17 protein-coding genes are annotated in these 18,591 nt (G+C 65.8%); 11 read left to right on the forward strand and 6 right to left on the reverse strand.

Annotated elements, in window-relative coordinates:
• Positions 1-490: 490 nt before the first annotated feature.
• Positions 491-1,765: an MFS transporter gene (locus tag CAL11_RS24235; RefSeq protein WP_086094468.1), complete on the forward strand. Its 1,275-nt coding sequence runs from the start codon at positions 491-493 to the stop codon at positions 1,763-1,765.
• Here the strand turns inward: CAL11_RS24235 and mnmE are convergent.
• A complete protein-coding gene (gene mnmE / locus CAL11_RS24240; protein WP_086094684.1) occupies positions 1,710-3,062 on the reverse strand; it encodes a tRNA uridine-5-carboxymethylaminomethyl(34) synthesis GTPase MnmE in 1,353 nt (450 codons plus the stop codon). The two genes, CAL11_RS24235 and mnmE, sit on opposite strands and share 56 nt — an antisense overlap.
• A 116-nt stretch (positions 3,063-3,178) precedes the next feature.
• Between mnmE and CAL11_RS24245 the strand changes: the two genes are divergently transcribed.
• The 10 genes from CAL11_RS24245 (at position 3,179) to CAL11_RS24290 (ending at position 13,813) form a co-directional block, all read left to right on the forward strand.
• Complete coding sequence (locus tag CAL11_RS24245; RefSeq protein WP_086094469.1) at positions 3,179-4,765, forward strand: ABC transporter substrate-binding protein; 1,587 nt, start codon at positions 3,179-3,181, stop codon at positions 4,763-4,765.
• A 19-nt stretch (positions 4,766-4,784) separates the two neighbouring features.
• Positions 4,785-5,759, forward strand: a complete 975-nt coding sequence (locus CAL11_RS24250) for an ABC transporter permease (RefSeq protein WP_033465680.1) — start codon at positions 4,785-4,787, stop codon at positions 5,757-5,759.
• The gene (locus tag CAL11_RS24255; RefSeq protein WP_086094470.1) at positions 5,756-6,676 is read left to right on the forward strand and encodes an ABC transporter permease; all 921 of its coding nucleotides are present in this window, start codon (positions 5,756-5,758) and stop codon (positions 6,674-6,676) included. Before CAL11_RS24250 ends, CAL11_RS24255 begins: the two co-directional genes overlap by 4 nt.
• A gap of 29 nt (positions 6,677-6,705) precedes the next feature.
• The gene (locus CAL11_RS24260; protein WP_086094471.1) at positions 6,706-7,707 is read left to right on the forward strand and encodes an ABC transporter ATP-binding protein; all 1,002 of its coding nucleotides are present in this window, start codon (positions 6,706-6,708) and stop codon (positions 7,705-7,707) included.
• Positions 7,704-8,720: an ABC transporter ATP-binding protein gene (locus CAL11_RS24265; protein WP_086094472.1), complete on the forward strand. Its 1,017-nt coding sequence runs from the start codon at positions 7,704-7,706 to the stop codon at positions 8,718-8,720. The genes CAL11_RS24260 and CAL11_RS24265 overlap by 4 nt, the downstream gene beginning before the upstream one ends.
• Positions 8,721-8,778: 58 nt before the next feature.
• Positions 8,779-9,978: a M20 aminoacylase family protein gene (locus tag CAL11_RS24270; RefSeq protein WP_086094473.1), complete on the forward strand. Its 1,200-nt coding sequence runs from the start codon at positions 8,779-8,781 to the stop codon at positions 9,976-9,978.
• Positions 9,979-10,107: 129 nt separating this feature from the next.
• Positions 10,108-11,031 carry a TauD/TfdA dioxygenase family protein gene (locus CAL11_RS24275; RefSeq protein ID WP_086094474.1) on the forward strand — a complete coding sequence of 308 codons (924 nt, stop codon included), beginning with the start codon at positions 10,108-10,110 and terminating at the stop codon, positions 11,029-11,031.
• A gap of 43 nt (positions 11,032-11,074) precedes the next feature.
• Positions 11,075-12,118, forward strand: coding sequence for an ABC transporter substrate-binding protein (locus CAL11_RS24280; RefSeq protein WP_033465669.1), 1,044 nt, complete (start codon positions 11,075-11,077; stop codon positions 12,116-12,118).
• Position 12,119: 1 nt separating this feature from the next.
• Positions 12,120-12,935, forward strand: a complete 816-nt coding sequence (locus tag CAL11_RS24285; RefSeq protein WP_086094475.1) for an ABC transporter ATP-binding protein — start codon at positions 12,120-12,122, stop codon at positions 12,933-12,935.
• A complete protein-coding gene (locus CAL11_RS24290) occupies positions 12,932-13,813 on the forward strand; it encodes an ABC transporter permease (protein WP_086094685.1) in 882 nt (293 codons plus the stop codon). The genes CAL11_RS24285 and CAL11_RS24290 overlap by 4 nt, the downstream gene beginning before the upstream one ends.
• A 60-nt stretch (positions 13,814-13,873) precedes the next feature.
• On the opposite strand, the gene CAL11_RS24295 is transcribed toward CAL11_RS24290, so the two are convergent.
• From CAL11_RS24295 to rpmH, 5 genes are all read right to left on the reverse strand, one after another.
• A complete protein-coding gene (locus tag CAL11_RS24295) occupies positions 13,874-15,313 on the reverse strand; it encodes a catalase (RefSeq protein WP_068927602.1) in 1,440 nt (479 codons plus the stop codon).
• Between the two features lie 266 nt (positions 15,314-15,579).
• On the reverse strand, positions 15,580-17,268 hold the full coding sequence (gene yidC, locus CAL11_RS24300) for a membrane protein insertase YidC (RefSeq protein ID WP_086094477.1): 1,689 nt from the start codon (positions 17,266-17,268) through the stop codon (positions 15,580-15,582).
• A 48-nt stretch (positions 17,269-17,316) separates the two neighbouring features.
• Positions 17,317-17,589 (reverse strand): membrane protein insertion efficiency factor YidD, encoded by a 273-nt coding sequence (gene yidD / locus CAL11_RS24305; protein ID WP_086094478.1) that lies wholly within the window; start codon positions 17,587-17,589, stop codon positions 17,317-17,319.
• A complete protein-coding gene (locus CAL11_RS24310; RefSeq protein ID WP_086094479.1) occupies positions 17,586-17,957 on the reverse strand; it encodes a ribonuclease P protein component in 372 nt (123 codons plus the stop codon). The genes yidD and CAL11_RS24310 overlap by 4 nt, the downstream gene beginning before the upstream one ends.
• Before the next feature lie 95 nt (positions 17,958-18,052).
• On the reverse strand, positions 18,053-18,187 hold the full coding sequence (rpmH, locus tag CAL11_RS24315) for a 50S ribosomal protein L34 (RefSeq protein WP_003816025.1): 135 nt from the start codon (positions 18,185-18,187) through the stop codon (positions 18,053-18,055).
• Positions 18,188-18,591 lie beyond the last annotated feature (404 nt).

Here is an 18,591-nt window from a genome sequence, read left to right on the forward strand (position 1 = left end):
ATAAAGACTAATGATTAATAAGGGCTGTGGATAACTACCTTAACCCCGAAAAGCGATTTTATTTCATACGCTTGCGAAGCTTTCAGGCTGTGCACTAGGTCTGTTTGGCTGGAGAGCCGAAGTTGGACAACATTTCGGGCCATGGCCGAAAAGCAAGCTTGTTCAACCTGGGTCCACATACTGTGCACAAGCTTGCCTCCCAGTGGTTATCCACAGGCCGCCATGGCCCGCATCCGGCACCTTTCCGGCGCAAAACCCGGTTTCGCAACCCTGTTTTACAGCCTTCTGGCAGGCTCATACAGCGTAAATCCGCGGCGAGGCAAGCGCGCGCGGCCCCTGCCCGGCCACGGGGCCCCTGGGGCGTCATGCGCAATAATTGAGCAGCGGCTTCCGCACCCGAGGGCGCCCTCCACGCTTCGGCCTGGCCCGAAGTAAACAGGAGCTGGCCAGCCCATACTGCGGCTCGCGCGACATCAATATCCGAGGCGGCATGACCGGACACTCGACTCCCTTCGCCGGACCCCAGGTGCTGGCGGCAAGTTTCGTCATGGCCATCTACGGCTGGGGCCTGGGCTTTTACGGGCCACCCATATTCCTGCATGCCGTCGTGGAACGCACCGGCTGGCCGTTGCAATGGGTGGCGGGCATGGTGACGCTGCACTTTCTCGCGGGGGCGCTGGCCGTGGTCAACCTGCGGCGGCTGTACCGCCTTGCCGGCATTCCCGCCGTCACATTCTGCGCAGCGCTGGGAAGCGCGCTGGGCACATTCGGCTGGGCCGTGGCGGCCACGCCGTGGCAATTGGCCATTGCCGCATTGGCGAGCGGCGCCAGCTGGGCGGCGCTGGGGGCCGCGGCGATCAATGCCTTGATCGAGCCGTGGTTCGTGGTCCGGCGGCCGGCCGCGCTGGGCATGGCGTACAACGGCGCCAGTGTAGGCGGCATCATCTTCTCGCCCTTGTGGGCGCTGCTGATCCAGGCCTGGGGGTTCGCCTGGGCCGCGGGCGTGGTCGGCGCGTCCATGGTGCTGGTGATCGGCGTGCTGGCCGGTCTGGTCTTTACGCGTACGCCGGCGAACACGGGGCAGGCGCCGGACGGCGAGGCCGTCGTACCCCAACCGGCGGCAAACCCGGCGCCGCCCGCCCGGCCTGCCGGACGCCTGCGCGAGGATCGGCGCTTTGTCACTCTGGCCGCCGCCATGTCGCTGGGCCTGTTCGCCCAGATGGGCCTGGTCGCGCACCTGTACTCGCTGCTCGTACCCGTCCTGGGCCCGGGCATGGCAGGCCTGGCAATGGGGGTGTCAACCGGCTGCGCGATTGCCGGCCGCACGATCGTGGGCCGTATTGCCGGCGCGGGATCCGACCGCCGCCTGCTGGCGTCGTATGCCTATGCCATCCAGGTGCTGGGGGCCCTGCTGCTGATGGCGGCCGGCGATACGCCGGCCCTGGTCTGGCTGGGCCTGCTGCTGTTTGGCTCGGGTATAGGCAACGCCACCTCGCTGCCGCCGCTGATCGCGCAAAATGAGTTCGATCCGGCCGGCGTGCGGCGCGTGGTGCCGCTCATCGTCGCCTTCTCGCAAGCCGCGTACGCGTTCGCGCCGGCGGCTTTCGGAATGTTGCGCGGCATCTCGGACGCGGCGCCGGCGCCATGGCTGTTCGTGGCGGCGGCGCTGCTGCAGGCCGCGGCCATCGCCTGTCTGCTGGCCGGGCGGGTTACTTGCCGATGCAGAAGCTGGAAAAAATCTCGCCCAGCAGATCGTCGCTGGTGAACTTGCCGGTGATGCCGGTCAGGGCTTCGTGCGCCAGGCGCAGTTCTTCGGCGAACAGGTCCAGCACGCGGTCGTCCTCGCGGGCGTGTCCGGTGGCCAGCTCCAGATGCTGCGCGGCCTGCTGCAGCGCATGCAGATGGCGTTCGCGCGCCAGCCAGGGCGATTCGGCGCCGGGGTTCCAGCCGGCCAGTTGCAACAGGCGCTGGCGCAGTGCGTCCAGGCCGATGCCGCCGCGCGCGGAGATGCCGAGGCTGTCGGGCCGGCCCTGGAACGCCGCGTCGAGCAGATCGACTTTGTTGAAGACGTCGAGCACCGGCGTGCGCGCGGGCAGGCGCCTGACGATTTGCGCGTCGAGGTGATCCGGCGGCTGGGTGACGTCCTGCAGGTGCAGGATGACATCGGCGCGTTCGATCTCTTTCCAGGTGCGTTCGATGCCTATGCTTTCGACGGCGTCGTCGGTGTCGCGCAATCCGGCGGTGTCGACGATGTGCAGCGGCACGCCATCGATATGGATTTCCTGCACGACCTTGTCGCGCGTGGTGCCCGCGATGGGCGTGACGATGGCGATGTCGTCGCCGGCCAGGGCGTTGAGCAGACTGGACTTGCCCACGTTGGGTTTGCCGGCCAGCACGACATGCAGCCCTTCGCGCAGGATCACGCCCTGGCGCGCCTGGGCGATGAGTGCGTCGAGGTCTTGCGTGAGGGCCTGCAGGGTGGGCCGCGCCTGGTATTTCTCGAGGAAGTCGATTTCTTCCTCGGGGAAGTCCAGGGTGGCTTCCACCAGCATGCGCAGATGGACGATGCGCTCGGACAGGTCGTTGACGCGCTGCGAGAATTCGCCCGACAGCGAGGCCATGGCGCCGCGCGCGGCGGCTTCCGAGGAGGCGTCGATGAGGTCGGCCACGGCTTCGGCCTGGGCCAGGTCGAGGCGCTCGTTGAGGAAGGCGCGGCGGGTGAACTCGCCGGGTTCGGCCGGACGCAGTCCGAGGTCGTGCCCTGCCTGCATGCAGCGTGCCAGGATGCGGCGCAGCACGGCGGGGCCGCCATGCCCCTGCAGCTCAAGTACATCTTCCCCGGTATAGGAATGCGGTGCACGGAAATAGATGGCGAGTCCTTCGTCGAGCACTTCCTCGTCGGCGGCGCGAAACGGCAGGTAGTGGGCGTGGCGAGGCGTCAGCGAACGCCCGAACAGCCGCTGCACGAGTTCGGCGAGATCGGGCCCGGATATGCGCACCACGCCGATGCCCCCGCGGCCGGGAGCCGTGGCGATTGCAGCGATGGGGGCGTACAGGGACATGGCAAGCATCCGCGTAAAGGTAAGGACAATAAGGGAATATAACTGTTGCGCCGCCCGATGTTTGCTGGTTAACGTGGGCCGTTGGTCCTGAACCCGAACATCCATGGGAGAGCAAGATGATTTCTCGGCTTTCACGTGTAGTGACCTGCGGCTCGGTAATCGTGGCGTTGGCGTTGGGCGGGGCAAGCGCCGCGCTGGCCCGCGACCTGGTGGTGGCGTTGAAGACGGAACCCAGTTCGATGGATCCGCAGTACCACGCGCTGACTCCCAATACCCAGATTTCCCAGACCATCTTCGATCCGATCGTGCGCGTGGACGAGCAGCTCAAGCCGCAGCCCGCGCTGGCCGAGTCGTGGACCGTCGATGGCAAGGTGTGGACGTTCAAGCTGCGCCCGAACGTGAAGTTCTCCGATGGCACGCCGTTCACGGCGGAAGACGTGGTCTTTACCTATGACCGCATTCCCAAGGTACCCAACAGCCCGTCGCCCTTCACGCTATACCTGGGGGCGGTGGCCAAGACCGAGGCGGTCGATCCGTTGACGGTGCGCATCACCACCAAGGACGTGGCTCCCCTGTTGCTGGTGAACCTGGCGCAATTGCCCATCATGTCGAAGAAGGCCGCTTCGGGGCCGGCGCCGGAAGGAAAGACGACGACGGAGCTCAACAGCGGCAACGGGCTGATCGGTACCGGGCCGTACAAGTTCGTGTCGTGGAAGCGCGGCGCCGAGTTCGTGCTGGCGCGCAACGAAAACTATTGGGGCAAGCCGCCTGCCTGGGACAAGGTGACCTACCGGCCCATGACCAATGCGGCGGCGCGCGTGGCGGCCTTGCTGGCGGGGGACGTCGACATGATCGAGGATCCGCCCACCGATGACCTGCCCAAGCTGAAGGCCGACAAGAAGCTGTTCGTCGAGGAAACGCCATCGGTGCGTGTGGTGTATCTAGCGCTGGACCAGTATGCCGAGCCCAGCCCGGGGGTGCAGGGCACGGACAAGAACCCGATGAAGGACAAGCGGGTACGCGAGGCGCTGTCGCTGGCTTTGAACCGTGACGCGATCGTCGATCGCGTGATGGGCGGCGTGGCCAAGCCGGCGGGCAATCTGCTGCCTTATCCGATGTTCGGTTCTTCCAAGGAGCATTCGCAGGCGCCCAAGGCCGATGTGGAAAAGGCCAAGGCCTTGTTGAAGGAAGCGGGCTATCCGAACGGTTTCTCGATCACGCTGGGTTCGCCGTCCGGTCGCTATGTCAACGACGCCAAGGTGGCGCAGGCCGTCGCGTCGATGTGGACGCGTATCGGCGTGAAGACCAGCGTTGATTCGATGGCCCCGCCGGTGTTCTTCAAGAACCGCGACAGCTATGCGTTCAGCGCCTATCTGGCGGGCTGGTCGGTGACCAGCGGCGAGATGTCCAACGCGCTGACCTCGCTGCTGGTCACGCGCAACCCCGAGGCCGGGCTGGGCACCACGAACCGCAGCCGTTATTCGAACCCGGCGATGGACGAACTGGTCAAGCAGGCTTCATCGACCATGGATGACGACAAGCGTGCGGAGTTGCTGCAAAAGGCCAGCAATCTGGCCATGGACGACTACGCAATGCTGCCGGTGCATTTCGAGCTGTCGGTGTGGGCCATGAAGAACGACATCCGCTATACCGGGCGTCCCGACCAGACTACGCTGGTGCAGTACGCCACGGTGAAGAAGTAGCCGAGACGCGGAGCCGCGCGTGCTGGCAACCATCATACGCAGGCTGCTGCAGACAGTCGTGGTCATGCTGGTGATGTCGGCGCTGGTATTCGCCGGCATCTACATGGTGGGCGACCCCGTGTCGATGCTGGCCAGTCCAGAGGCCACCGAAGCGCAGCGTACGGCCATACGCGTATCGCTGGGCCTGGACCAGCCCCTGTGGAAGCAGTACCTGATCTTCATGGGCCAGGCGGTGCGCGGCGACTTCGGCAACAGTTTCCTGACCGGCGAGCCGGCCATGCGGCTCATCCTGGAGCGCATGCCGGCCACGCTGGAGCTGGCCTGCGTGGCCATGCTGCTGTCGGTGCTGATCGGCGTGCCGCTGGGCATACGCGCGGGGCTCAAACCCAAGGCGCCGGCTTCGCGCGTCATCATGACGGGTTCGGTGCTCGGGTTTTCGCTGCCGAATTTCTGGGTCGGCCTGATGCTGATCATGATATTCGCGGTAACGCTGGGCTGGCTGCCCGCCAGCGGACGCGGCCAGACCGTCAGCGTGGGCGGCCTGTCGCTGAGCGTCCTGACCCTTGACGGCTGGGCCAGCCTGATCCTGCCCGCGGCCACCATTGCGCTGGCCAAGTGCGCCATGATCATCCGCGTGACGCGTGCGGCCACGCGCGAAAGCCTGCCGCAGGACTACATCAAGTTCGCGCGCGCCAAGGGCTTGCCGGAAAAGCGCGTGCTGGGCGTGCATTTGCTGAAGAATATCCTGATACCCATCGTGACGGTCGCCGGCCTGGAGTTCGGCCAGGTAGTGGCGTTCGCCGTCGTGACGGAGACCGTTTTCTCGTGGCCGGGCATGGGCAAGCTGCTGATCGATTCCATCATCAACCTGGATCGTCCGGTGGTGGTGGCCTATCTGCTGCTGATCGTGTTCTTCCTGGTCATGCTCAATCTCGTCGTGGACATCATCTATACGGTGCTGGATCCACGCGTGCGCCTGGATAGCCGCCAATGACCGCGCCTGCCCAACTTTCTCCCGTTCCGGCGCCGATTGGCCAAGAGGCGCCGCTGCGGCGTTTCCTGAGCGATTTCTGCGCCAGCAAGCTGGCACTGCTGGGCCTGGCGCTGCTGCTGGTCGTGGTGGGAGCGGCCGTGTTCGCGCCATGGATCGCGCCGCAGAATCCCTACGATATCGGCGGGCTGGACATCCTGGATTCGAAACTGCCGCCGGGAAGCGAGGCCGGCGACGGCAGCATGCGCTATTGGCTGGGTACCGATGGCCTGGCGCGCGATGTGCTGTCGGCCATCATCTATGGCATGCGAACCAGCCTGATCGTCGGCACGGTGTCGGTGCTGGCGGCGTTCGCCATCGGCGCCACCGTCGGCCTGATCGCGGCGTACTTCGGCGGCCGCATCGACGCCTTGCTGATGCGTATCGTGGATATCCAGCTTTCTTTTCCGGCCATCCTGGTGGCGCTGATTCTGCTGGCCATCCTGGGCAAGGGCGTGGACAAGGTGATCATCGCGCTGGTGGTGGTGCAATGGGCCTATTTCGCGCGCGCCGCGCGCGGCGCCGCGCTGGTCGAGCGCGGCAAGGAATACGTCGAGGCGGCCCGCTGCCTGTCGCTGGGCTGGGGGCGCGTGCTGCTGCGCCACGTGCTGCCCAATTGCATGCCGCCTCTCATCGTCATCGCCACGATCGATCTGGCGCACGCGATCGCGCTGGAGGCCACGTTGTCGTTTCTCGGCGTCGGCGTGCCGGTGACCGAGCCGTCGCTGGGCATGCTGATCGCCAACGGTTTCGAGTACCTGCTGTCCGGCCATTACTGGATTTCGTTCTTTCCCGGCATCGCGCTTGCGATCGCCATCATCGCCATCAACCTGGTGGGCGACCACCTGCGCGATGTCCTGAATCCTCGCAATGCGGGCTGAGGCCCGCCGGCGCCAACCAAGAGCCACGCATGCAAGCAAGCCTGTCCAGCCCGCCCGAACCGGCCACCCGGCCAGTGCTGGAGGTCAAGGGCCTGAAAACACAGTTCGCCACGCGCGCCGGCGTGGTCAAGGCCGTGGACGGGGTGGATATGCATTTGCGCCACGGCGAGATACTGGGCCTGGTGGGCGAATCGGGTTCGGGCAAGAGCATTACCGGATTCTCGCTGATGGGCCTGCTGGACGAACCGGGGCGCGTGGCGGAGGGCGAGATCAGGTTCGAGGGCGAAGACCTGCGCCAGGCGGCGCCGGCGCGCTGGCGCGCGCTGCGCGGCGATGCCATGGCCATGATCTTCCAGGACCCGATGATGACGCTCAACCCGGTGCTGCGGGTGGATACGCAGATGGTCGAGACGGTGCTCGCGCACCGTCGCGTCAGCCGTGGCGAAGCCTACCAGCGCGCCCTGCAAGTGTTGACCATGGTCGGCATACCGGCGCCGCGCGAGCGGCTGCGCGCCTATCCGCACCAGCTGTCGGGCGGCATGCGCCAGCGGGTGGCGATCGCCATCGCCTTGCTGAATTCGCCGCGCCTGATCATCGCCGACGAGCCGACCACCGCCCTGGACGTGACCATACAGGGCCAGATTCTCTACGAGATGCGCAAGCTGTGCGAGGAAACCGGCACGGCCTTGATATGGATCACCCATGACCTGGCCGTGGTGGCCGGACTGGCCGATCGCGTGGCGGTGATGTATGCCGGGCGCATCGTCGAAACGGGTAGCGCCGCCGACGTGATCGAGCATGCGATGCATCCGTACACGCACGGCCTGATCGCGTCGATTCCCACGCCGGATACGCGCGGCAAACCGCTGGAGCAGATACCGGGAATGACGCCATCGCTGTTGAACCTGCCGGCGGGCTGTGCGTTTCGCACACGCTGTCCGCGCGCTTCGCAGACCTGCCTGCAGGCGCCGGAGCCGGTCGAGGTGCGTGCGGCGCACTGGGTACGTTGCTGGCACGCGGGAGAGGCATGATGGATGCGCCCGTGCTTGCCTTGCGGCAACTGGAAATGCGCTTCGTGCAATCGGTCGATCTCGCCGGACGCATCGCCAACCTGTTTGGCGCCGGGTTGCGCACGCAGGTGGTGCACGCGGTGGCGGATGTAGACCTGGATGTGGCGCCCGGCGAGGTCCTGGGCATCGTCGGCGAATCGGGGTGCGGAAAATCCACGCTGGGTCGCATGGCCGCCGGCATTCTGCGGCCTTCGGGCGGCACGATCGCATGGCGCGGCGCGCCGGTGGCGCAGATGGGGGCCTCGCAGCGCCGTGCCTACGAGTTGGGCGTGCAGATGATCTTCCAGGATCCGTATGCGTCGCTCAATCCGCGCATGCGCGTGACGGACATCATCGGCGAGGCGCCTGTGGCCCATGGCCTGGTGCAATCCCGCGACAAGGCCGAGTACGTGGCCGCGCTGATGCGGCAGGTCGGCCTGGACCCTGCCTACGCGCAACGCTATCCGCACCAGTTCTCGGGTGGACAGCGCCAGCGCATCGGTATCGCGCGCGCACTGGCGCTCAGGCCCGCGGTCATCGTCTGCGACGAGGCCGTGGCGGCGCTGGACGTTTCCATCCAGGCACAGGTGATCAACCTGTTTGCGCAACTGCGCCAGGAGCTGGGGCTGACGTATCTGTTCATCAGCCACAACCTGAGCGTGGTCAGCCATATATCGGATCGGGTGGCCATCATGTACCTGGGGCGTGTCGTCGAGCTGGCGCCGACCGCCCAGGTGTTCGAGCACGCCAACCATCCGTACACGCAGGCCCTGCTGGCCGAACTGCCCACGCTGCGGGTGCAGCGGCGCCAGTACCGGCCCATCAAGGGCGAATTGCCTTCGCCGCTGGCGCCGCCGCCGGGGTGTGCGTTCCATCCGCGCTGTCCGCACGCCATGCCGCGCTGCAGCGTGGAACGGCCCGTGTTGCGCGAGATCGCGCCGGGCCATACCAGCGCCTGCCATCTCAATGACATTGCGGCGCCGCAACAGGCCTGAGCGCGCCGCACGCTGTGCTAAAAGAAACGGAAACGTCCACACTGTCCGGATCCTTGCCATGAAGACCATCGAAGCCATCGAACGCGCGCACGCCGACCTTACCGCGCTGCGCCGCGATATCCATGCCCACCCCGAATTGGCGTTCAACGAGACGCGCACGGCCGCCCTGGTGGCGGACAAGTTGCGTGAATGGGGGCTGGAGGTGCATACGGGGCTGGGCAAGACCGGCGTGGTCGGCGTGCTGCGCGCGGGTTCGGGCGGCAAGCGGATCGGACTGCGCGCGGACATGGACGCCTTGCCGATGCCCGAGCACAACCGCTTCGCGCACCGCTCCACCATCGAGGGCCGCATGCATGGCTGTGGCCATGACGGCCATACGGCCATGCTGCTGGGCGCGGCGCAGTACCTGGCCGCGCACCGCGATTTCGACGGCACGGTGCATTTCATCTTCCAACCGGCCGAGGAAGGCGGCAACGCCGGGGCGCGCGCCATGATGGAGGATGGCCTGTTCGATCGCTTTCCGTGCGACGCCGTGTTCGGCATGCACAATATGCCCGGCATGCCGGCCAATACATTCGGTTTCCGGGCCGGGCCGGCCATGGCGTCGAGCAATCGCTGGGACATCGTCATCAACGGCGTGGGGGGCCATGCCGCGCAGCCGCATCGCTCCATCGACCCTATCGTGATCGCGGCCGAAATGGTGCAGGCCTTGCAGACCGTCATTTCGCGCAGCAAGGATCCGCTGGACTCGGCGGTGCTGTCGATCACGCAGATCCATGCCGGCGACGCCTACAACGTGATTCCCGGCACCGCGGTGCTGCGCGGCACGGTGCGCACCTATACGGTGGCGGCGCTCGACCGCATCGAGGAAGACATGCGGCGCATCGCAACCACGCTGCCACAGGTGTATGGCGCAACCGGCGACCTGGATTTCGTGCGCGCCTATCCGCCGCTGGTGAACTGGGAGGCCGAGACCGCGTTCGCCGCGCAGGTCGCCGAGCAGGCGTTCGGCAGCGGCCAGGTAGACCGCGATATCCCGCCATTCATGGGCGCCGAGGACTTCTCCTTCTTCCTGGAAAAGGTGCCGGGCTGCTATCTGTTCCTGGGCAACGGCGATGGCGATCACCGGCTGGAAACCTACCACGGCATGGGGCCGTGCCAGCTGCATAACTCCAACTACGACTTCAACGATGCGCTGCTGCCGGTGGGCGCAAGCTACTGGGTCAAGCTGGTGCAGGCCTATCTGCCGGTCGCCTGACGTGGCGGGTTATATGCATATGGCCGGCATTGGCATATGACACCAGGCTTTGTGCAAAGGCCGATTAAATCGTTGGTATAGGGCCTGCGCGTTTTCATAATGGATCGTTCCTGAACAAGGAGCGGTTCCATGTCCCATGCCAACGCACTGCGCCAGCCTTCCATCGATTTTTCACCCGACGTGCTCACGCACGGTCCGTCCCAGGACTTTACGGTCCGGCCGTTGAATGACGCGCTGGGCGCGGAGATCGTCGGCATCGACCTGGCGCGCGTGCTGAACGCCGCCGATTTCGCCCGCGTGCACCGTGCGCACCTGGATCATCACCTGGTGGTGTTTCGCGACCAGCGCATCACGCCGCAGCAGCATATCGATTTCAGCCGCCGCTTCGGTCGCCTGATGATCCATGTGCTGCACCAGTTCCATCTTGCGCATCACCCGGAGATCCTGGTGGTGTCGAACATCGTCGAGAATGGCGCGCCCATCGGCCTTGGCGATGCCGGCAAGTACTGGCATTCCGATATCTCGTACAAACCGCTGCCCAGCCTGGGTTCGCTATTGCATGCGCAGGAACTGCCCGCCGCCGGCGGCGATACGCTGTTCGCGAACATGCATCGCGCCTACGAAACGCTGCCGCGCGCATTGCGCGAAGCCGTCGATGGCCGGCATGCGGTGCATTCCTATCTGGCCAAGTACGGCCAGCTGCAGAAGGAAGGAAACTGGCGCCCGACGCTGAGCGCCGCCCAGCTGGCGCAGGTGCGGGAGGTGGTGCACCCGGTGGTGCGCACGCATCCGGAAACCGGCCGCCGCGCGCTGTTCGTCAGCGAAGGCTTCACGACGCGCATCGAAGGCATTGCGCCGGACGAAAGCCAGCAGATCCTGGACGAGCTGTTCGCGCACAGCACCCGTGCCGAGCATATCTATCGCCATCAATGGCGCGACCACGACCTGGTGTTCTGGGATAACCGTTCGCTGATCCACCTGGCAGCCGGTTGTCCGGCCGAGCTGCGTCGCAAGCTGTACCGAACCACGATCGAAGGCGACGCGCCGTTCTGACGCGCCCTGCCCGCACTTACCCGACATCAGCCAGGAATTCCTCATGCGATCCCACGAAACCGCTCGCCAACGCCTTGCCCGCTACGTATCCGCGTCCCTGCTTGGCGCCTTCATCGCCGTCCTGGCGCTGGCCTCGCCCACGCCCGCGCTGGCCGAAGGCCGCATCCGCATCGCCGAACAATACGGCATCGTCTATCTGCTGCTCAATGTGGCGCGCGACCAGCAACTGATAGAAAAGCACGGCAGGCAGGCTGGCGTGGACATCGATGTGCAATGGACGCGCCTGTCCGGCGGAGCCGCCGTCAACGATGCCCTGCTTTCGGGCGCCATCGACATCGCCGGCGCCGGCGTGGGGCCGCTGTTGACGATCTGGGACCGCACCCTGGGGCGCCAGAACGTGCGCGGCGTGGCGTCGCTGGGCAACTTTCCCTATTACCTGGTCAGCAACAACCCGAACGTGAAGACGATCGCCGACTTCACCGACAAGGACCGCATCGCGCTGCCCGCGGTTGGCGTTTCGGTGCAGGCGCGCGTGTTGCAGCTTGCGTCGGCCAAGCTGTGGGGCGACGAACACTACAACCGGCTGGACGCCATCTCGGTGGCCTTGCCGCATCCGGACGCCGCCGCGGCGATCATCTCCGGCGGCACCGAGATCACCGGTCATTTCGGCAATCCGCCGTTCCAGGAGCAGGAGCTGGCCGGCAACGCCAATGCCCGCATCGTGCTGAAATCCTATGACGTGCTGGGCGGGCCGGGCTCATCGACGGTGCTGTTCGCCACGGAGAAATTCCGCCGTGAAAACCCCAAGACCTATGCGGCGTTCCAGGCCGCACTGCAGGAGGCCGCGCAATTCGCAAGCGCGCACCCGGAGCAGGCTGCCGACATCTACATCAAGCTGGCCGGCGCCAAGATCGACCGCGATTTCCTGATCCGCATCATCAGCAATCCCGAGGTGCAGTTCAAGGTGGCGCCGCAGAACACGTATGCGCTGGCGGCATTCATGCACAAGGTCGGCGCGATCAAGAACAAGCCGCAAAGCTGGCGCGATTACTTCTTCGACGATGCGGCCACCGCGCAGGGAAGCTGAGATGAGCGCGCATCGCTTCACCTCCCTGGCCGAACCGCTGCTGCGTGCCGATGGCGTGACGCTGGAGTACAAGACGCCGCGTCGCCGCGTGCGCGCCACGCATCGCGTCAGCTTCGACGTGTTGCCGGCCGATCGCTTCATCCTGCTTGGGCCGTCCGGTTGCGGAAAATCCACCCTGCTCAAGGCCGCGGCCGGTTTTCTGGCGCCCAGCGAAGGGCAGTTCCTGCTCGATGGGCTGCCGATAGACGCACCGGGACCGGACCGGGTGGTGGTGTTCCAGGAGTTCGACCAGTTGCCGCCCTGGAAGACGGTGCGGGAAAACGTCGCGTTCGGCCTGGTGGCGGCGCGCCGCCTGCCGCGCGCCCAGGCGCTGGAGCGCGCCACGCACTATCTGGAGAAGGTCGGCCTGGGTGCATTCGCCGAGGCGTATCCGCATACCTTGTCGGGCGGCATGAAGCAGCGGGTGGCGATCGCGCGGGCCCTGGCGATGCAGCCGCGCATTCTGCTGATGGACGAGCCATTCGCCGCGCTCGACGCCCTGACGCGCCGTCGCATGCAGGAAGAACTGCTGGGATTGTGGGAGGACGCACCGTTCACGCTGCTGTTCGTCACCCATTCGATCGAAGAGGCGCTGGTGCTGGGCAACCGCATCCTGTTGCTCTCGCCGCACCCTGGGCGCGTGCGCGCCGAATTGAATGCGCAGCAGTTCGGGCTGCACAGCATGGGTTCGGCCGCCTTCCAGGCCGCTGCTGCCCGCATCCACGGCCTGTTGTTCGACGCCGAGCCGCAAGCCGTACCGCAATGGGCCGCCGCATGACGCGCGCTGCCCTGCCCCTGGCCATTGCGCGGCCCGAATACGAACAATCATTGGCGCCCTTGCCGGCCGATATCGCGGTACAGGCGCCGCTGCCATGGCACGAACGCCTGCTGGGTCGGGCGTGGCTGCGCAAAGTGCTGATCCTGCTGCTGCTGGCCCTGGCATGGGAAGCCGTGGCGCGCTATACCGACAACGACCTGCTGTTGCCTGGCGCATGGCAGACCGCCCGGGCGTTCTTCGAGGAACTGGGTTCGGGGCAATTGCCGGCGCGCGCCGCGCTCTCGTTTTCCGTGCTGTTCAAGGGCTATGCGGCCGGCGTGGCGCTGGCGTTCGTATTGACCACGCTGGCGGTATCGACGCGGTTCGGCCGCGACCTGCTGTCCACCCTGACGGCGATGTTCAACCCGCTGCCAGCCATCGCCTTGCTGCCGCTGGCCATGCTGTGGTTTGGCCTGGGCCAGGGCAGCCTCGTTTTCGTATTGATTCACTCCGTGCTGTGGGCGCTGGCTGTGAATATGTACTCGGGCTTTCTGACGGTGTCGGAAACCCTGCGCATGGCCGGACGCAACTACGGACTGACGGGCTTGCGCTATGTGCTGGGGATCCTGGTGCCGGCCGCGCTGCCTTCCATCCTGTCGGGCCTGCGCATTGCCTGGGCGTTTGCTTGGCGCACGTTGATCGCCGCCGAGCTGGTGTTCGGCGCGTCCAGCGGTAAAGGCGGGTTGGGTTGGTATATCTTCCAGAACCGCAACGAGTTATACACAGATCGCGTTTTCGCCGGCCTGGCCGCCGTGGTGCTGATCGGCCTGGCTGTGGAAAACCTGGTATTCGATACGCTGGAGCGCGTGACGGTGCGCCGCTGGGGCATGCAGCGCTGAGTGTCGCAGGCGGCCGGCCCGTTGCGGGCGCGGCCGCCTTGTTTCGCGGCGTCTACGCGTTTACTTCAGTCCCAGGGCCTTGGCCACGCCGGCGGCGTAGGCCGGGTCGGCACGGCGGAAGTGCTCGAGCTGGCGGCGCTGGATTTCCTCGGGTACGCCGGCCATGTGGCGGCCGATGTTGCCGAACAGCTGCTGTTTCTGGTCGTCGTTCATGAGGCGGAACAGCGCGCCCGGCTGCGAGTAATAGTCCTCGTCGACCCGATGGTTCCAGCGGTCGGCGGCCTGCCCGTCCAGTGCCAGCGGCGGTTCGGCCGCGTGCTTGGCTTCGCGCCATTCGCCGAAACTGTTGGGCTCGTAGTTCAGCGTGGCACCGCCATTGCCGTCGACCCGGCCCATGCCGTCGCGGTGGAAACTGTGGAACGGGCAGCGCGGCGCGTTGACGGGGATTTGATGGTGGTTGATGCCCAGGCGGTAGCGATGGGTGTCGCCGTACGAGAACAGGCGGCCCTGCAGCATCTTGTCGGGCGAGAAGCCGATGCCCGGCACCACGTTGGCCGGCGTGAACGCGGCCTGCTCGACTTCGGCGAAATAGTTCTCGGGGTTCTTGTTGAGTTCCAGCACGCCCACTTCGATCAGCGGGTAGTCGGCATGCGGCCACACCTTGGTCAGGTCGAACGGATTGATGTGATACGTGGCGGCCTCGGCTTCCGGCATCACCTGCACCTTGAGCGTCCAGCGCGGGAACTGGCCCTGCTCGATGTTCTGGAACAGGTCGCGCTGCGCGCTTTCGCGGTCGCGGCCGACCAGCTCGGCGGCTTCTCCATCCGTATAACAGGCGATGCCCTGTTGCGACTTGAAGTGGAACTTGACGTAGAACCGCTCGCCGGCGTCGTTGACGAAGCTGTAGGTATGCGAGCCGAAGCCGTGCTGCTGGCGATAGTTCTGCGGCAGTCCGCGATCGCTCATCAGGATGGTGACCTGATGCAGCGATTCCGGGTTGAGCGACCAGAAGTCCCAGGCGGCGGTGGCGTTGCGCAGGTTGGTCTTGGGATCGCGCTTCTGGGTGTGGATGAAGTCGGGGAACTTGAGCGGATCGCGAATGAAGAACACCGGCGTGTTGTTGCCGACCAGGTCCCAGTTGCCTTCGTCGGTATAGAACTTGATGGCGAAGCCACGCACGTCGCGTTCGGCGTCGGCCGCGCCGCGTTCGCCGGCCACGGTCGAAAAGCGCAGGAACAACGGCGTCTGCTTGCCGACTTCGGCGAAGATCCGCGCGCGCGTGTAGCGGGAAATGTCATGCGTGACCGTGAAGGTGCCATAGGCGCCGGAGCCTTTGGCGTGCACCACGCGCTCGGGAATCCGCTCACGGTCGAAGTGGGCCAGTTTCTCCAGGAACCAGACGTCCTGCAGCAGGGCAGGGCCGCGTGGCCCCGCCGTCATGGTGTTGTTGTTGTCGGCAACCGGCGCACCGGCGGCGGTTGTGAGGGTCTTGTCGGTCATTGCGTTCATCCTTCTCGGGGTACGGCACGCTAGGCCACGACGCGAACCCGCGGGTTCGCCCTGAAAACGCGTGTCACACGGTGGCGGCACGGCGCTTGCTCATCATAGGTGAGCCGGGCGCTGTTAGGAAATTGATTACTTGATCCAACGCAATTAATAAAAGCTAACTACGAGGGACGGTTCTCCTTCTTGCAACGCAGCAGCCACATTCCCAGGACGAAAAAACGGCGCCCCGCAGGGCGCCGCTTCGTGGATGCCTGGCTCGATCAGCGGTTGGCCGCTGCCGCGGCCTGGCGCTCCAGGTTACGCGTGATGGTCCATTGCTGGGCGATCGACAGCGTGTTGTTGACGCACCAGTACAGCACCAGGCCGGCCGGGAAGAAGAACATCATCCCGCCGAACACCAGCGGCATGATCATCATGACCTTGGCCTGCACGGGATCGGGCGGCGTGGGGTTGAGCTTGATCTGCAGGAACATGGTGGCCATCATGATGGCCGGCAGGATGAAGAACGGATCGCGCACGGAAAGGTCGTGCACCCAGAGGATCCACGGGGCGCCGCGCATTTCGACGCTGGCCAGCAGCACCCAGTACAACGCGATGAACACCGGAATCTGCACCACCATGGGCAGGCAGCCGCCCAGCGGGTTGATCTTCTCGGTGCGGTACATCTCCATCATCGCCTGGTTCAGCTTCTGGCGATCGTCACCGTATTTCTCTTTCAGGGCCTGCAGGCGCGGGGCGACCTGCTTCATGCGGGCCATCGAGCGGTAGCTCGCCGCGGCCAGCGGGAAGAACACCGCCTTGATGATCACCGTCAGGGCGACGATGGTCCAGCCCCAGTTGCCGAGCAGGCCGTGCAGCCAGGTCATGAGGGTGAACAGGGGCTTGGCGATGATGGTCAGCCAGCCGTAGTCGACCACCAGCTCCAGGCCCGGCGCAACCGCGGCCATGGCCTTCTGGTCCTGCGGGCCGACCCACAGGTGCGCGTCGACGTTGGCGCTGGAACCCGGGGCGATGGTGCCCACGGCTTCGATGGTGCGCGCCGCGTACAGGTTCTGCTGCACCTGCAGCAGTTCGTTGGTGCGCTGCTTGCCCTGGGCCGGGATCCAGGCCGTGGCGAAGTAGTGCTGCACGATACCGATCCAGCCGTTGTCGGCCTGCTTGATGTACGTGCCTTTCTTCTTCTCGATGTCCGAGAACGTGACCTTCTGGAACTTGTCCTGCTCGGAGTACACCGCGACGCCGGTGAACGTGTGATAGAAGCTGGAGGTGCCGGCCGGGTCGGTGCCGTCGCGCTCGAGCTGCAGGTACAGGGCCGGATTGAGGGGCGCGCCGCTGGTGTTGGCCATGGCGTGGCGCACGTCCACATCGTAGCGGCCGCGATGTAGCGTGTACGTCTTGGTGACCTTCAGGCCGCCGGACTCCGCCTCGAACACCACATCCAGCGTGTCGCCGGTCAGCGAGCGTTCGCTCGAAACCAGACGGAACGGCGTCTGGTGGGTGGGGAAGGATTCGCCTTGCGGCGCGCCGACCACGCCGGTCTGGGCCACGTAGACCAGGTCGGCGGAGCGGTCCATCAGCACCGTGGGCTTGTCGCTCTGGCTGCTCGACGGGTACTTCAGCAGCTCGGCGCGGATCAGTTGCGCGCCGTTGGAGTCGAAAGTCAGGCGCAGCACGTCGGTGGTGATTACCACCTGCTCGGATTTGGCGGCCGCGGGCGTCGCGGCGCCCGGCACCGATGCGGCGACGGGGGCGGCTGGCGAGCTCGGAATCGACGCGGTGGACGATGCCGCCGTGCCGTTCGCATCGGCCTTGGGCTGCTGCGTGGCGGCCGCTTCGGGGGCCGGCCCGCCAAAAAGCGACGGCTTGCCGTTATGGATTTGCCAGTTGTTCCAGAGGAGCAACAGCGAAAAAGAGAAAATCATCCAGAGGACGGTTCGTCGGATATCCATGGTGCCTGAGGAGTTGTAAGCGGGCCAGCAAAGCCCACGAGTGTAGCGTCAATCGGGTTCGGTGCGGTGGCGATGCGTGCAGCAGGCCTGCGCGCCGGCGCCGTGGCCGGGTGGAACGGGGTCGTAGCCGCCCGGCGACCACGGATGGCAGCGGCCGATACGGCGCGCCGCCAACGATAGACCGCGCCATGCGCCATGACGTTCAATCGCTTCGATGGCGTAGGCCGAGCAAGTCGGGGTGAAGCGGCACTGCCGGCCCACCCAGGGGCTGAGGAAGTACCGGTAAAACCGGATCGGGGCGATAAGCAGCTTCCTGATCATCGCGCTATCCGTTCGAAGTGAGCGTCTACTTCGGCGCGCGCCGAGCGTTTCAGGGCGGTCAGACTTGCCGGCGCCAGCTTGCTGTGCAGCCGCACCACGTAATCCCGGGCCGGCAGGGCAAGCCGGCGGGCCCGGAAGGCTTCGCGGATGACACGCTTCAAGGTATTGCGCGTCACGGCGCGGGCGGCAAAGCGCTTGGCGATCACCAGGCCCAGGCGCGCGCGCGCCGGCCGGTCGTCAGCCGGGGTACAGGGCGAGGCGCTGACAATGAAGAAAGCCCCTCGGGCCAGTCGCCGACCTTTGAGGGCGGCGGCAAACTCGGAGGGGCGATGCAATCGCGCCTCCGCAGGGAGCGTGGCGCGCGGCATGGGTGACGTGACGGAGACTGGCGCAGGGGCCGGCGGCGATGCTCCTGTTACAGGCAATCCGCCGATTCCGGGCAATCGTCCGTTGTCCGCCTGGATCAGACGGCCAGGCGCTTGCGGCCCTTGGCGCGGCGGGCGTTCAGGATGGCGCGGCCGGCACGGGTCTTCATGCGCACGCGAAAGCCGTGGGTGCGTTTGCGGCGGGTAACGGAAGGTTGGTAGGTGCGTTTCATGGACGATCCACAAAAAGAACAAAAGTCAGAAGGGACCTGCCCGACGGGGTTCCTGGCCAAGATCCGCGGCGGGTATCTGGATGGCTGCCTGCTGGCGCGCATGCTTGGGCGGCGCGGCAGGCAGTCATCAGACGGGGCCGAGGCGGCCGCACGGTTGGCGCCACTGGCTCGCCCCACAGCATACACAATGAGGCGGCTTGCACGTAGCGGCCAAGGCGTGAGCCTGGCTTCTCTTGGCTTCTCCTGGAACCTTCTGACAGACAGAATTAGGAAAAGCCCATCATTTCAGCAAGTTTTCTCTGTCTTGTCAAACAGTTAGGGGGGACCGAGCAGTGCCGCGGCTTCCCGGCCTGTGGATAACCTACCCCCAGGCAGGGTAGAATCGAGGTTTGAACAAGAGCGAC

The sequence above is a fragment of the Bordetella genomosp. 6 genome, from assembly GCF_002119705.1.
Classification (GTDB): Bacteria; Pseudomonadota; Gammaproteobacteria; order Burkholderiales; family Burkholderiaceae_B; genus Bordetella; species Bordetella bronchiseptica_F.